The 16133-nt window shown below is 42.4% G+C and carries 12 protein-coding genes and 2 pseudogenes; all 14 read right to left on the minus strand.

Annotation, left to right across the window (positions count from 1 at the left end):
• Positions 1-322: glycerol-3-phosphate responsive antiterminator (locus PCORN_RS11795; RefSeq protein ID WP_036080792.1), on the minus strand; the 322-nt coding region annotated here is incomplete at its 3' end.
• A 21-nt stretch (positions 323-343) separates the two neighbouring features.
• On the minus strand, positions 344-2167 hold the full coding sequence (gene mutL / locus PCORN_RS11800) for a DNA mismatch repair endonuclease MutL (RefSeq protein WP_036080795.1): 1824 nt from the start codon (positions 2165-2167) through the stop codon (positions 344-346).
• A gap of 20 nt (positions 2168-2187) precedes the next feature.
• Positions 2188-4783: pseudogene (gene mutS / locus PCORN_RS11805) on the minus strand (DNA mismatch repair protein MutS).
• Positions 4784-4922: 139 nt separating this feature from the next.
• On the minus strand, positions 4923-5282 hold the full coding sequence (locus PCORN_RS11810; RefSeq protein ID WP_420912034.1) for a YlbF/YmcA family competence regulator: 360 nt from the start codon (positions 5280-5282) through the stop codon (positions 4923-4925).
• A gap of 16 nt (positions 5283-5298) precedes the next feature.
• Positions 5299-6099 (minus strand): TIGR00282 family metallophosphoesterase, encoded by an 801-nt coding sequence (locus PCORN_RS11815; protein WP_036080799.1) that lies wholly within the window; start codon positions 6097-6099, stop codon positions 5299-5301.
• A 63-nt stretch (positions 6100-6162) separates the two neighbouring features.
• Positions 6163-6660, minus strand: coding sequence for a GNAT family N-acetyltransferase (locus tag PCORN_RS11820; protein ID WP_036080802.1), 498 nt, complete (start codon positions 6658-6660; stop codon positions 6163-6165).
• Positions 6661-6787: 127 nt separating this feature from the next.
• Entirely contained in the window at positions 6788-8350 is a 1563-nt protein-coding gene (gene rny, locus PCORN_RS11825; protein ID WP_036080805.1) for a ribonuclease Y, read from the minus strand.
• Positions 8351-8606: 256 nt separating this feature from the next.
• Positions 8607-9653 carry a recombinase RecA gene (gene recA / locus PCORN_RS11830; protein ID WP_036080808.1) on the minus strand — a complete coding sequence of 349 codons (1047 nt, stop codon included), beginning with the start codon at positions 9651-9653 and terminating at the stop codon, positions 8607-8609.
• 275 nt (positions 9654-9928) lie between these two features.
• On the minus strand, positions 9929-11191 hold the full coding sequence (locus tag PCORN_RS11835; protein ID WP_036080811.1) for a competence/damage-inducible protein A: 1263 nt from the start codon (positions 11189-11191) through the stop codon (positions 9929-9931).
• Between the two features lie 94 nt (positions 11192-11285).
• Complete coding sequence (pgsA, locus tag PCORN_RS11840; RefSeq protein WP_036080814.1) at positions 11286-11864, minus strand: CDP-diacylglycerol--glycerol-3-phosphate 3-phosphatidyltransferase; 579 nt, start codon at positions 11862-11864, stop codon at positions 11286-11288.
• Positions 11865-11982: 118 nt separating this feature from the next.
• A pseudogene (locus PCORN_RS21350) lies at positions 11983-12944 on the minus strand (helix-turn-helix domain-containing protein).
• 34 nt (positions 12945-12978) lie between these two features.
• Positions 12979-13713 carry an elongation factor P 5-aminopentanone reductase gene (ymfI, locus tag PCORN_RS11850; RefSeq protein WP_036080817.1) on the minus strand — a complete coding sequence of 245 codons (735 nt, stop codon included), beginning with the start codon at positions 13711-13713 and terminating at the stop codon, positions 12979-12981.
• 150 nt (positions 13714-13863) lie between these two features.
• Positions 13864-15147, minus strand: a complete 1284-nt coding sequence (yfmH, locus tag PCORN_RS11855; RefSeq protein WP_036080821.1) for an EF-P 5-aminopentanol modification-associated protein YfmH — start codon at positions 15145-15147, stop codon at positions 13864-13866.
• The coding region (yfmF, locus tag PCORN_RS11860) for an EF-P 5-aminopentanol modification-associated protein YfmF (protein ID WP_036080827.1) at positions 15140-16133 on the minus strand (994 nt) is incomplete at its 5' end. The genes yfmF and yfmH, both read right to left, overlap by 8 nt.

Raw genomic sequence — 16133 nt, forward strand, 5'->3', positions numbered from 1 at the left:
TAAATAATCGCTGAATCGCGAGAACCTTATGTTTGTTTTTGCTTTTTAAAATGTACGTATTTCCTCTTGTCGAAATAATTCCAGCTGGTCGAACGTCTTGACACAAGAAGTCCACCGCGTATTCATCATTTTTTAAGCCATGAATGAGATCAGCGTGCAAGATTACCTTTTTACCACCAGAAGCGGCCAAATTTACGAGCGATTTCAGCTGCCCAACCTGCGTTTCTAACATCACCATATATTCCGCATCCAGATGGAGAATTTTCTCTACATCCCGGTGATTATGTGCGGCAGGTATGACAGTTTGACCGTTAAACGACATGTGATTCTCTCCTTTAAAATTTTACATAATACGCTTAAACATTTTTTCGAGTTCATACGTTGAATAAGAAATGATCACTGGTCGGCCATGCGGGCACGTGAATGGATCGCTTGCTTCGCGCAATGTATCGAGCAACTTTTCCATGTCTGTCTGCGTTAAATAATGATTCGCTTTAATGGATTTCTTACAACTCATCATGATCGCCGCATCTTCCCGCAATTTGTGAATACTAACTTGTGGCTTTGTGAGTGCCTCGTCTAAAATATCACGCAACGTACTCTCTTCCTCGCCTTTAGGTAGCCATGTCGGATGCTCCCGAATAATAAAGCTATTTTGCCCAAAATTCTCTAGAAAAACACCGACCTCCTCTAATTTCGTTTTTTGATCCCGTAATTTAATAAACTCATCCGTCGAAAAATCAAGGACAATCGGAACGAGCAGCTGTTGTAATTCCCGATCCACTTCCCCAATCTTTTCCCGATAAAACTCATACTTAATCCGTTCTTGCGCGGCGTGCTGATCAATTAAATACATCCCCGTCTCATTTTGCGCAACGATGTAGGTCGCGTGAACTTGACCAACAGGATACATTTTCGGCATCCGTTCTTTTGGAACTTCAACTGGTGTCACATCGTATTCCGCGAAATCCTCATTTATAAAAAGTGGCGGTTCATCTGGTAACGCATCGCTCGTCGGCAACTCCGCTTGTATCTTTGGTGCCGTCGAATAAGTAGGCGTCACATTCTGTTTCGGCGCTTCCGCTATAATTTCTTCGGGTTCCTCTTCCTTATCAAAATTTATCGCTAACTGTTCTGAGGCCAATTTCTGCCGTTTCGAAGGCGTTGCATCCGGAATCAGCTGCTCCTTATGAAACGCGGCTTTCAACGTACTCGCGATAAACTGACCCAACTCGGCTTCCTTACTCAAACGAACCTCCAATTTGGCAGGATGTACATTCACATCCACAATCAACGGATCCATTTCAATTTGCAAAACTAAAATTGGAAAGCGACCAATCGGAAGAAGCGTATGATACCCATCTTGAATCGCCCGAACAAGCGCATAGTTCTTAATAAAACGGCCATTCAAAATCGTCGAAATGTAGTTACGATTAGAGCGATTAATCTCAGGCAAAGCCGCATATCCCATCAACTTAAAATCCAACGACTCCGCTTGAATAGGAATCATTTTTTTCGCAACAGTGAGCCCATAAATCGAAGCCATCACTTGTTGCAAGTCACCGTTTCCATTCGTTTTCAGCAAACTTTTCCCGTTATGTGAGAAACGGAAGCTAATCTCCGGATGCGACAAGGCCAACCGGTTCATGATATCCGTAATATTGCCAAGCTCCGTATGCAAACTTTTCAAGTACTTCAAACGTGCCGGCGTATTGAAAAATAGATTGGAAACCTGAATCTCTGTCCCTTTTCTAGCTTGGGCACTATGCTTCTCAATCTCTTTCCCGCCTTCCACGACAATTTTCGTTCCAGCACCATCACCCGTCGCGGTCGTCATTTCTAAAAAAGAAACAGAAGCGATACTCGGCAACGCTTCCCCACGAAAGCCTAGCGTGTGCACACGAAACAAATCATGTTCGTTCTTAATCTTACTTGTGGCATGACGTTTAAAGGCGACAGAGACCTCCTCCGCACGAATTCCGACACCATTATCGATAATGGTAATCTTATTCAGCCCACCTTCTTCCACCAGCACATCGATAACGGTACTTTTAGCATCAATCGCATTTTCAACGAGTTCTTTCACGACAGAAGCAGGGCGTTCGACTACTTCCCCAGCCGCGATTTTATTCGATAAGGCATCGGTCAATTCGATAATGTGAGCCATTTAAACTTCACCTTACTTTCTTATTGTTTCGCTTTTTTCTGTAAATCATAGAGCGTTGACATCGCGTCCATCGGCGTCATATGCATTAAATCAATATTTTTAATGACTTTTATCAAAGATTGTTCTTGCTTCGTCCGTACCGTCTTCTCCTCAATTGGGAACATCGATAACTGCACTTCCTCATGCTTTTCTGGTAGGCTCACAGCGGTTTCAGCAGGCACGATAATTTTCTCCTCCGAACTCTCCAACTGTTCTAAAATATGACGCGCCCGACCAATCAATTTTTGCGGAAGGTTGGCAAGCTCGGCGACATGAATTCCGTAACTCTTATCCGCAGGGCCATCTTCAATTTTGTGAAGGAACACAACTTTCCCGTCCTCTTCCACGGCGCTGACATGCACATTATGCATATGTGGCAACGTTTCGTCCAAAATAGTCAACTCATGATAGTGTGTGGAAAACAAGGTTTTGGCGTGAACCTCTTCATGGATGTATTCGATAATCGCCTGTGCTAACGCCATCCCATCATACGTTGCCGTACCACGTCCAATCTCATCAAATAGAATCAGACTATCCGCCGTTGCATTCACAATCGCATTCCGCGCCTCCAACATTTCGACCATAAACGTACTCTGGCCAGCAATCAAATCATCCGCTGCACCAATCCGTGTAAAAATCTGGTCGAAAATTGGCAACGTCCCTTGTTCCGCCGGGATATAACAACCAACCTGCGCCATGATTGCAGTAAGCGCAATCTGACGCATGTACGTGCTCTTACCAGACATATTCGGCCCTGTTATCAATAACATCCCGCGCGCGTCGTTCATCACGCAGTCGTTCGCTACATAGCTCTGTGTCCCCATCACTTTTTCCACCACAGGATGGCGTCCCTGAATGATTTCCAAATGCCCTGTCTTATTCATGACGGGCTTCACAAAATGATTGTTCTCACTAATATTAGCAAAACTCTGCAAGCAATCAATTTCACTGATCACCTTCGCCAATTTTTGCAGACGCTCAATATATTCCTTCACCGTTTCGCGAACTGCAATAAACAGCGAGTACTCCAACTCAATACTTTTTTTCTTCCGCATCCAAAATCAGGCGTTCTTTTTCCTTCAAATCTGGCGTGATATAACGCTCTGCATTGGTCAACGTTTGCTTGCGCTCATATCGATTTTCTGGCAATGCCGCAATATTCGCCTTCGTCACCTCGATATAATAGCCAAATACACGATTAAAACCGACCTTTAGCGACTTAATCCCAGTCAGTTCGCGCTCCTGGCGTTCCAATTCGGCAATCCATGTTTTTCCGTTACGACTAGCATCCCGATATGTATCTAACTCCGCGTTATAGCCATCCTTGATAATTCCGCCCTCACGAATCGAAATCGGAGGCGATGCATTAATCGAGCGCTCCAACACATCCGCAAGCGTATCACACGGATCAATTTCATCAATAATTCGCGTCAAATTCGGCTGATTCATCGCCTTCAAGGTTTCCCTCACAAGCGGCACCTGATACAGCGAATTCTTCAACTGAATCAAATCGCGCGCATTCACATTCCCGTAAGCTACACGCCCAGCCAAACGCTCCAAATCATAGACCTGCTTCAGCAACTCCATCAATTCCATCCGCTCAAAATAATGGTTGATAAAACTGTTCACATCCTGTTGGCGCGCCTCAATCGCATCCAGGTGAACAAGCGGACGATCGATCCACTGCTTTAACAAACGACCACCCATCGCAGTTTTCGTCTGATCAAGCAGCCACAATAACGTCCCTTGCTTCCCTTTCCCACGAATCGACTCCGACAGCTCTAAATTCCGTTTCGAATAATAGTCCATTTTCATATATTGACTCGTCTCATAATGCACCGTCTTCTGCAAATGTGACAAATCCCGTTTTTGCGTATCAATAAAATAATTCAGCAACTTCGCAATCGCTTTTTTCTCAATCGGATGAATCGTGTTCGTCACTAAACTCTCATAACCGCGAGGCAAATCATTGTTATTCTCATACGAAATAAAGAGACCCAGCTGCTCACGAACCGCTTCCGGAAACGCCTCACTAAACTCAATGCCAACAACCATTTCCTTTGCAGACAGCGTCGTCAACTCATTAATTAGGCGATCTTCACCCGTCGCAAGCACCGTGGATTTCAGCTCCCCCGTGGAAAGGTCACAATAAGCAAAGCCATATTCCTTCTCCTCGTGTTGAAAAACCGCTGCAATAAAATTATTCTCTTTCTCCTTCAAGCCCTTCGACTCCATCATTGTCCCTGGAGAAATCAGCTGAACCACTTCACGTTTCACCATACCCTTGGCAAATTTCGCATCTTCCACTTGCTCACAAATCGCGACCTTGTATCCCTTATCAATCAACGTATCTATGTAACCCGCAGCCGCATGATAGGGCACCCCACACATCGGAATCGGATTGTCCGAATTACCCGCACGAGCCGTCAACGTTATCTCTAAAATTTGCGACGCTTGTATCGCATCTTCAAAGAACATCTCATAGAAATCCCCTAATCGGAAAAATAGAAATGCATCTTTGTAATTTTCCTTAATCGCTAAATATTGCTTCATCATCGGCGTCACTTCAACTGCCATTCCAATCAACCCTTTTTCTCTTTGTTTAAAAGTTATTTTGTCCTTTTATTATAGCACAAGCAAGCGAAATCATGAAGAAAAGCCCAGTTTGGAATAGAAAGAAACGATGCAGTAACATAAGCGCCGCATCGTTTCATCCTTATTTTTGCAGTTGTGAAGTTACCTTGTAGCTAATTTCGTGTGTGATGGCTTGCAACAAATCGTTCGCTTCTTCTTGAGAACGTCTGAATTCCTGCACAATCGGCAAATGGTCGATCTCAGCTGTCAATGCATCGATGCCATCCTCGGTTTGCTTCACCGCTCCGAATTTTTGATAATGCTCTAAATTGACCGCTTCCTTCTGTAGTTTCTTGATGTCTCCCACCTTGGCAGCCACTTTTTGATTCGTATTAATCTTCGCTTCTGCAGCACGATAAAATTCGACCGCTTCCGTTGCTTGTAACGCCACTTTTAATTCATGTGCTTTTGCGATTATATCTTCTTTTTGGTAGGTCAACATGTGACACCTCCTTTACTCAATGCGTGAACGGATGATCCTCGTTTATCAAAATCCGCTCAATTTTAGTAGCCTGTCCAGTCGTATCGTTAATGCTAATCATACATCCCGACAAAACAGCGCGCCCAGTTTTAGGCACTTCAAAACGAGAAGGCATCGCAGTCAAGAATCGACGCAAGCTAGCCTCTTTATCCATGCCCAAAATGCCGTCATAAGGCCCAGTCATACCAACGTCTGTTAAATAGGCCGTTCCCTGTGGCAAAATCCGATTATCCGACGTCTGCACGTGTGTGTGCGTTCCGACAATTGCTGTCACGCGACCATCCACGTACCAACCCATCGCCTGCTTCTCACTCGTCGTCTCCGCATGAAAATCCACAAAGATGATATTCGTCCGTTTCGATGCTTCCTCAATTAATTCATCCATTTTGCGAAACGGATCATCCAAGTCCGACATAAAGACACGCCCCTGCATATTAATCACGGCAACCTCCAACTGATTGCTTTTAATAAAAACAAGCCCAGTTCCCGGCGTCGTCTCCTCTGGGAAATTCGCAGGGCGCACTAAATATTTCGCGTCATCGATAAACTCAAAAATATCGCGATTATCCCAAGCATGGTTACCAAGCGTCACCGCATTAGCCCCTTGCTCTAAAAACTGTTTGTAAATCTTCTCCGTAATGCCACGTCCGGCTGCGGCGTTCTCTCCGTTAATCACTGTAACCGTCGGACGGTAAGCTTTCTTTAATTGTGGCAAATACTCGGTAATCATGTCACGACCGATAGAGCCCACAACATCCCCGATAAATAATAATTCCATATGCTAATTCCTCACTCTCTATATGTAACCTATTATACCTCGAAACGAGTCAAAATGCCCGTCCTATATTCCGACTACATCACTTCTACGCTCCAATAAAGCCACATCTCGAAAAACGCCTTCCATCTCGCCCAGTTTTTCATGAATACAAAGCGTTTTAAATCCGAATTTTTTATGTAAAGCAATACTTGCCGTATTTTCAGGAAAAATCAAGGATTGTAGCGTCCAAAAACCAGCTTTCTCGCTCTCGCTCACGATATGGGCCATCAGCGCCGTCCCAATTCCTTTTCCAGCAGCAACCGGATCGATATAAATACTTAGTTCCGCAACTCCGCGATAAGAAGGCATGCCAGAAAACGGCAGTAATGCGGCCCATCCAATCGTAATCCCATCTTCCATTACAACGAAGCGACAATCATCCAGATACTTCTGATCCCAAGCCTCCAATGTCGGTACCTCTTTTTGAAACGTCGCATTCCGCCCATCAATTCCCGTCTGGTAAATACGAGCTACATCCGAATAATTCTCTTTTTGAAAATTTCTGATTTCCCAGTTTTGCATTTTATCAAACTCCCATCTTAGATTACTGCATATTATAGCCTTGCTTTTTAGTATCGCGCAAGGAAATTGCTTACTTGTATAAAGCAAAACACGCAGCTCCGATGAGGGAACTGCGTGTTTTATGTGATTACTTCGCGTACTCTACAGCACGCGTCTCACGGATAACAGTCACTTTGATATGACCAGGGTATTCGAGTTCTTCTTCAATCCGTTTTCTAATGTCCCGTGCTAGGCGGTAAGAAGCTAAATCGTCGATAGAATCAGGTTCTACGATAATACGAACTTCGCGTCCAGCTTGAATGGCATAAGATTTCTCTACACCTTCATAAGACTCGGAAATCTCTTCTAATTTTTCTAGGCGACGAATGTAGTTCTCCAATGTTTCACTACGAGCGCCAGGTCTTGCGGCTGATAAGGCATCGGCTGCTGCTACTAGGACGGCGATAACAGATGTTGCCTCTGTATCCCCATGGTGGGAAGCGATACTATTAATAACAATATCATTTTCCTTGTATTTTGTAGCAAGCTCAACACCAATTTCGACGTGACTTCCTTCAATTTCGTGATCGATTGCTTTACCGATATCATGAAGGAGTCCAGCACGTTTAGCCATCGTTACATCTTCACCGAGCTCACTAGCCAAAATTCCAGCCAGTTTTGCCACTTCTAACGAGTGATTCAAGACGTTTTGTCCGTAACTTGTACGATAACGCAAGCGACCAAGAATCTTGATTAAATCTGGATGTATTGAATGAATACCAACTTCGAATGTTGCTTGTTCTCCAACTTCACGGATATGTTCGTCAACCTCTTTACGAGCTTTATCGACCATTTCTTCAATCCGTGCTGGGTGAATTCGTCCATCTTGTACGAGTTTCTCCAGAGCAATTCGCGCGATTTCACGGCGAACAGGATCAAATCCGGAAAGGATAACTGCTTCTGGCGTATCATCAATAATTAAATCGATACCAGTGAGTGTTTCCAATGTACGAATATTACGGCCTTCACGACCAATAATTCGGCCTTTCATCTCATCATTCGGTAGAGTTACAACGCTTACTGTCGTTTCAGCAACATGATCTGCTGCCGAACGTTGTATAGCTAGTGAAAGAATATTTTTCGCTTTCTTATCTGCTTCTTCCTTCGCACGAGTTTCAGATTCCTTCACCATCACTGCTGTATCGTGTGTTAGTTCCTCTTCTACTTGGCTCAAGATAACGTTCTTAGCCTCATCCTTGGTAAGGGCAGATATTCTCTCTAACTCTACTTGTTGTTTCCTGCTCATCTCTTCAACTTTGCTTTCTTTTTCTTCAATTTGTTGTTGACGTTTACTGATACTCTCCTCTTTTCTTTCAAGAGTTGCTTCCCTTTTACTTAAAGAAGTATCTTTTCTGTCGAGGTTTTCCTCCCTTTGCAATAAGCGATTTTCTGATTTTTGTAATTCCCCTCTTCGCCCACGAAGTTCATTTTCGATTTCAGTACGTAACTTATGATTCTCTTCTTTGCCTTCAAGTAATGCTTCTTTCTTCAAGGTTTCTGCTTCTTTTTTAGCGTCTTCCGTGATTAATTCAGCCGTTCCTCTAGCAGCGGCAAGTTTCCGCTCAGAGCTTGATTTATAAATTAGAGAACCAACAACCAGACCGACGATCAAGAAAAGCAAGCTGGAGATGATTGTGATTACGAGTTCCATCCTTACACCTCCTTTGCTATTCAATTCTTTTTAATGGTTATGTCGGTTGTCAGAAAAGCTTTCTGACACGCGTGTATTTTTTCATTTTTAAATGTAAAATATACAATCTAATTCTATCTGTCAATCCATGTATTGTCAAGGAAAGCGCAAAGATGTAAACGGAATCAAAAAAAATCCTTAAAAAAAAAAGGAATTTATAGCAAGGAGGTTGTATTAGAAATAAAGATAAGCCACCCTTTTAGGGCAGCTCATCTGATTAATCTTCATCTAGTAAATTGATTTCTTCTGGTAGCGCTTCTTCGGATAGGTTAGGCTTCACGTCAATTTCATATTCTTGGCGCACGCGTTTTGAAATTTCATCGCGAATTTCTGGATGTTCTTTCAAATATTGTTTCGCGTTCTCACGACCTTGGCCAATACGCTCTTCGTTATAAGAATACCATGAACCACTCTTATTGATAACGTCAATTTCAGAGGCCATATCAACAAGCTCACCTTCGCGTGAAATACCGAAGCCATACATAACGTCCACTTCAGCAACACGGAATGGTGGTGCTACTTTATTTTTTACGACTTTGATTTTTGTTTTGTTACCGATAACTTCTGTACCTTGTTTTAGTTGTTCTGCACGTCTTACTTCTAAGCGGACAGTAGAGTAAAACTTAAGGGCACGTCCACCTGGAGTTATTTCAGGGTTACCGAACATAACACCTACTTTTTCACGAATTTGGTTAATGAAAATCGCGATTGTTTTGGATTTGTTGATCGCGCCGGATAGTTTACGCAAAGCTTGGGACATAAGACGAGCTTGTAAGCCGACATGTGAATCTCCCATTTCGCCTTCAATTTCCGCCCGTGGTACAAGTGCGGCTACCGAGTCAATAACTAAAATATCGACAGCGCCACTACGAACTAAGGCTTCTGCGATTTCCAATGCTTGTTCCCCAGTATCTGGTTGTGATAGCAATAATTCATCAATGTTAACGCCTAAATTCTTCGCATAAGCTGGATCTAGTGCATGCTCCGCATCGATAAATGCCGCTGTTCCGCCTTGTGCTTGTACTTCTGCAATAGCGTGTAAAGCAACGGTTGTTTTACCTGAACTTTCTGGCCCATATACTTCGATGATTCTTCCTCGTGGATAACCACCGACTCCAAGTGCGATATCGAGAGCTAAAGAGCCACTTGATATCGTAGAAATATTATGATCTGATTGTTCCCCTAACTTCATAATGGAACCTTTACCAAATTGTTTCTCGATTTGTTTTAACGCCTGATCTAAGGCCGCTTGACGATCACTCACATTATTGCCTCCTAGTCTTTATATATATCTAATTTCATGTAAAAACAGTGCTCACCATATACAACTTAGTGGTTGTTTTTACTGCCTATAGATACTATACCTTATTTTTTGAAGATATACAAGCAAAAAGCGAATATTTGTTCGTATTTTTTCCGTGCACACTATTTTTCTGTATCGACCGTCGCATTCGCTTCCTAACCGTGCCTTTATTATAGCCGTTTTGCAAGCATTCGTCTAACCTTTTTTTTACTGCTTATTACGTGGATTTTGACCCCTTATTTCTCTTTTTTATCGAATTTATCATCCAAAAAAGCTTTAATCAGCGCAAAGCCTTCTTTTACAGCTCGACGACGATTATAATTACGATCACGATTAAAGGTGTAACGATAGGCTAGTGTAGGATTACCAACGACGCTAAGGCCAATCCATACCGTTCCAACTGGATTCCCTTCTAGTTCTTCAGGGCCTGCCACACCCGTGAAACTTATGCCCATATCTGTTTTGCATAGTTTACGAATGTTATCTGCCATCTCAATCGCGCAAGCTTGGCTAACAACGCCTTCTTTTTCAATCGTTTCCTTGGAGACGTGCAGTAATTCGTGCTTTGTTTCTGCACTATATGTCACCATGCCACCTTTGAAGATTTTAGAGATGCCTGTCGTTCCACCGAGTTCCGCTTGAAATAAACCGGCTGTGAGACTCTCTGCGGCGGAAATAGTCATGTTGGCTTCCATGAGTTGCTGGATGACCAAATCGACGAGTGTGATGTCTCCTGAGCCGTATATGTAAGCCCCATCTCGCTTAATAATTTCTTCTTCTGTCTCTGCAATCAACCGTAACGCTTCCTCTCTTGTTGTCGCAGAAGCAGTAAGTCGGATAACAACCTCATTTTCCCCGGCATAGGTTGCGATGGTAGGGTTTGTCTGTGTTGCAATCATATCTTTCAAGTCGTCCGCTAATTTCGATTCGCCAATGCCGAAAAAACGTATTATTTTGGATTCTAGTATAATTTCGCGCTCGCTATTTTTTAGTAGGAGTGGTTTGGCGTATTTCATAAACATCGGTTGCATTTCTGATGGTGGGCCAGGAAGCAAGATATAGGTATGTGCCTTTTCTTCTAGAAACATGCCAGCCGCAAAGCCGAAATCATTGGATAAAACGTGCGACCCTTCGATGATTTCGGCTTGACGTTTGTTATTTTCGGACATCTTGTCATTTCTCGCCGCAAAAAATTTCTCTATTCTTGTCAGATGTTCCGTGTCGTAAATGATTCCTTTTGCCAGGTATCCAGCTAGAACTTGTTTGGTAATATCGTCTTCTGTCGGGCCTAATCCCCCTGAAAAAATCAAGATATCGCTGCGTTTCTCAGCAATTTCAATAACTTTTTTCAAGCGTTCGGGGTTATCGCCAACGACCGTATGATGGTATACATAAACGCCACATTCGGCAAGCTCTTTTGATATGAAGGCAGCATTGGAATTCACGATTTGCCCTAGTAATAGTTCGGTTCCTACTGCAATAATTTCTGCACTACGCATAAAAAAACACGTCCTTTCTACTTTTATATATTACAACTTCTCCTTTTAAAGACAAGAAAAACGACCTACCAATAGCGATAAGTCGTTTTTGAAATTACATAGAACCTTTGAAGATATTCCGATTTTTGTAGAAATAATCCCAGCCTGACCAAACAGTAAAGAAGGCACAAACGTATAGGAATACAAGATCAATACGAATACCGGTCCATTCGAATGGCCAGTTGTGAAGCAGTAGTAACGGAATGGCAATCATTTGTGTAAATGTCTTGATTTTTCCTAGTTGCCCAGCCGCCATGACTTCGCCGCCTTCTACAAGGAGTAAACGCAAGCCGGTTACTGCAAATTCGCGGCTGATGATAATGATGATAACCCAAGATGGCGCAATATGTTGTTCTACTAAAATGATAAAGGCCGCAGCGACAAGCAATTTATCGGCTAACGGATCGGCAAATTTACCGAAGTTTGTAATTAAGTTATACTTTCGTGCTAAATGACCATCAAACCAGTCTGTTAATGCGGCTACAATAAAAATAATTGCAGCGATGATGTTGGATACAGGAATGGTGGAATCAAGCCACGTCACTGTTCCAAGCCCTAGCGGAACCACGCATAATACGACAAAAATCGGTATTAAAATAATGCGGGCAACCGTTATTTTATTAGGTAAGTTCATCTTTTTTCATCCCCTCTTTAATTAAAAATATGTAATAATGCAGCGTGGCAATAAACGCTTATTTTCATGCTTGATGCAAGATAAGTAAGCATTTATCGCCACGCTGTTATAAACATTGTTATTCTGCGCTACTGTCTGAACTAGTATCAGAAGAATCCGAAGTTGTCCCAGTATCTGTACTTGTAGCTAGATTAATCGTTAATTTTTGCGTAATGGAATCTTTAGCTAATTCCGCCGCTTGATCATTGATTTTCATTGTTATTGGTGTGGCATTTCCGACGGTTACCTTGGCAGATTTACTACTTGCCAAATCGAATGTTTTCGTTTCACCGTCTGCGATAATACCGCCAAAAACACTTGAACCAGCATCATCAGTTACTTGAATCCAACTTTCGCCACCAGATAAGGTGAATGTGACAGAAAGCTTGTCTGCGTTAGAAACGGTATAAGTTGTCGCGTTTCCAGACGTTTCAGTTTTAATTTCTGTTTTCTTTGGTTCTTCTTTTTTTCTCAGTGGTTGTATCTTTTTTAGTATCTTCTTTTTTTCGTTGTTGTGTCTTTCTTGGTGTCGGAAGCACTCTTCGTGCCGTCATCTACTTTGATTGTTGAATCCCCAGTGCTTGTATTATTTACTTCGTTGCCTGATCCGCCAGCATTGTAGAAGGCGAAATACCAAATCACGAAGCCAATAACGACGATGAATAGGGCAATCAAAATTTTGGGAACGAGTCCGAATACGGAATGTGTTGTATGTGGGTTGTCGTTGCCTGGTTGGCTTGCGGCCAGTGGGGCACGACGTTGCTGTGCACGTGTTATTTGCTCATTAACAACGGCCTCTTGACTCGTAGCTGGAACTTCATTTTCAAATTCTTGAAAGAGTTCTTCGCTGTTTAAATCAACGGCTTCTGCATACTGCTTAATGAACGCGCGGGCATAAAATTTACCGGGCATTACAGCATAGTTGCCTTCTTCAATTGCGACAAGATAGCGCTTTTGAATCTTTGTTATTTGTTGTAGATCATCAAGACTGAGACCTTTTATTCGCCTTGCATTTTTGAGTTTCTCACCTAGTTCGGTCAATTTTAAACACCTACCATTACATAAAATCTTTTTCTTACCTCATAAACCAGCCACCGTCAAGACGCATCGTTTGTCCAGTCATATAACTTGCGCGATCACTCGCTAAAAAGGCGACCACTTCCCCAACCTCATTCGGTTTTGCAAATCGGTGCATTGGGATATCCGTTAATAAAGCTGTCTTCTCTTCCTCGTCAAAAAAGTGATTCATTTTTGTATCTACCATTCCTGGAGATACTACATTGACAGTCGTGCCTGATGCGGCTACTTCTTGAGCCAACGCTTTACAAAAAGCAATCTGCGCCCCTTTTACAGCCGAATAAGCCACTTCCATCGCAGCCCCAACTTCTCCCCAGATAGAACTAATAAAAATAATTCGTCCAGCGTCACTCCGTTGCAACTTCGGAATCCATTTCTGCAATAACTGCATCGGAAAATGAACATGGATATCCCATAAATTCTTTATTTCCGGATCAGGCATGTCTTGGAATAAACCATAGTAGCTATTCCCAGCAGCATGAACAAATACATCTAATTGAAAAACGGAATCTTGCAACCGTGATATGTCGTCAGAATTAGTAAAATCAGCTTGAATCAGGATAACATCTACGTCAAAAAGAATTAACTCTTCTCGTAGTAGCGCAATCGCCTTCTCGTTACGATAATAATGTAAATATAGGTGAAATCCTTGTTTTGCAAGTGCAATCGCGATTTCTCTTCCTATGTCTCCACTCGCCCCAGTAATGAGCGCGTATTTCGTATCTTCTCTCAAAGCCGATTATTCCCTTCTATCCATTTCTTTCATCATAGCATGACTCGCCCCAAAATACCATTTTTTTTACTAAGTTAAAGAAATCTTAAAGAATCTCCGCGTGGCGGAAAATCATGTGAAGCAGTTTGTCAGGAGTTAAGTCGCATGATTTTACTCTGGCATAATTTGGAACGTGGTGATGCGATCCGTCACATAAATCCGATTCAAGAAAGCTTCTACATCCGCTACCGTAACGGCTTCAATGGCAGGTAATATGTCGAATAAAGATGCTTCTTCAAAAATATATTGTGAGAATTGGTTCGCGATAAATTCAGGTGAATTCAACGAGCGCAAGAATTGGCCCATTTTTTTGCGCTTTAAAAGCTCTAAATCAGTTTCCTTAAATCCGGTTTTCAGTGCTTTTTCGAACGTTTCTTTAATTTTACGTTCTTGTAAATCTGGGTCTTTTGCATCGCCACCAACAAGAACAAAGGAAAAGCTGTCTTGTAAACTATAATCAAATCCGAACGTATCGTCAATAATACCTTGATCGTATAGTTCCAAATAAGCGTCTGATGTCGTACCAAACAGTAACTCCAACAAGATATCTGCGGTCATTTCGTGTTGTACAGCCTCTTTGCCACGTAATAATCCGATATCCTCTTTCACTGCTACAAGATTTTTCGCGATTTGAACGGGGAATTTCAATGTTTTCTTGGCAACAGCTACAGATTTCGGTTCATCTGGAAAATGACGCTTCACAGGTTTTGCCGGCGCAAATGTCTTTTTCGCTTGGTTATTGCGCACTTGTTCAATTGCTTGCTCTGGATTCACGTTACCAACGATAAATAGAATCATATTACTTGGATGATAGAACGTGTTGTAGCAAAGATACAGCAAGTCTTTATCGATTTCTGCAATCGATTCGACGGTACCTGCGATATCAATTTTCACTGGATGATGATGGTACATGTTTTCAATCGCTCCGAAATAAACGCGGAAATCAGCGTCGTCATCGTACATTTGGATTTCTTGCCCGATAATGCCTTTTTCTTTTTCCACGGTTTCTTCTGTAAAATAAGGTTCTTGCACGAAATCGACGAGTGTTTCTAGGTTTTCTTCTACATTTGATGTGCTCGAGAACAAATATGCCGTCCGTGTGAATGACGTGAAAGCATTAGTAAAGGCGCCCTTTTCACCAAATTTGAAGAACACATCACCGTCTTCTTTTTCGAAAAGTTTATGCTCTAAGAAATGCGCGATACCATCTGGAACGCGAGTGAATGCTTCTTGGCCTAGTGGCACGAATTCATTGTCAATCGAACCATAATTCGTCGTGAAAATCGCGAAGGTCTTGCTAAAACCGTGTTTTGGCAGAACATATACTTGCAAACCATTATCTAGTGTTTCATAATAAACGGCTTCTTTTAATTGATCGTAGCTTTTTTTATTCATTTGAATCGGCTCCTTTGCTTAGGAAATAGATCGTGTCGAGTTCAAACGATTCTGCGGCAGTAACTACTTCTTCTTTTGTAACCTCGGAAATACGCTTTAACCAGTTTGTTAGGTCAAGGTTCGCTTTTTTTAATGTGTTGTTATAGGCAAGTTCAATCAGACCTTGCGCTTGGTCATTGGCCTCTAACAGTTGATTCGACAACATAGCTTTGGTTTGAGATAGCTCTTCTTCCGTGAAATCACCTGCTTGCATCGCTCCGACCTGTTCTTTAATGATTGTCAGCGCTTGATCGTAATTTTTCTCATCGATACCTGCAGAAATCAGCATAAAACCGTGGAATGAATCAATTCGGCTGCTCGCGTAATATGCCAAACTCGCTTTTTCGCGGACGTTAATAAAAATTTTCGAGTTAGCAAAACCGCCGAGTAAACCGTTGGCAAGCTGTAACGGCACGTAGGCATCTTCGCCAAACAAAATATTCGTGCGGTATCCAAGGACCAGCTTTCCTTGATTGATTGGTTGATTTTCTTTCACTGTGTGGACGCTTTGAGGATGAATAGGAGCTATAACGTCCAAATCGCGGTATTCCCGGTTCGCAAATGGGAGTCCTTTAATAAGCGGAATAACGTCTTCCTTCTGCACGTCGCCACAAATGAATAGATCAATCGTGTCTTCAGCCAAAAATTGTTGGTAATAGTCGTACAAATCTGCACCAGTGATAGTTGGAATATCGTCTAATACACCAGCAGCGCCATATTTATAATTCTCATCTGCAAACATAATCTCAGTTAAGCGTTTGTTGGCGTACCGAATTTTATCATCATACACACTCTCCAAACGTTGCGCCAAGTTCTCTTTTTCCCGGGCAACGGTTGCATCATGGAAGCTGCCATCCGTCACGTTAGGATTGAAAATAATCTCTTGAATCAGCGTGAAAGCTTGTTGAAGCAACGTATCACCATTTGGCACGAATTGGCCATCAACA

Source organism: Listeria cornellensis FSL F6-0969, from assembly GCF_000525855.1.
GTDB classification, from domain to species: domain Bacteria; phylum Bacillota; class Bacilli; order Lactobacillales; family Listeriaceae; genus Listeria_A; species Listeria_A cornellensis.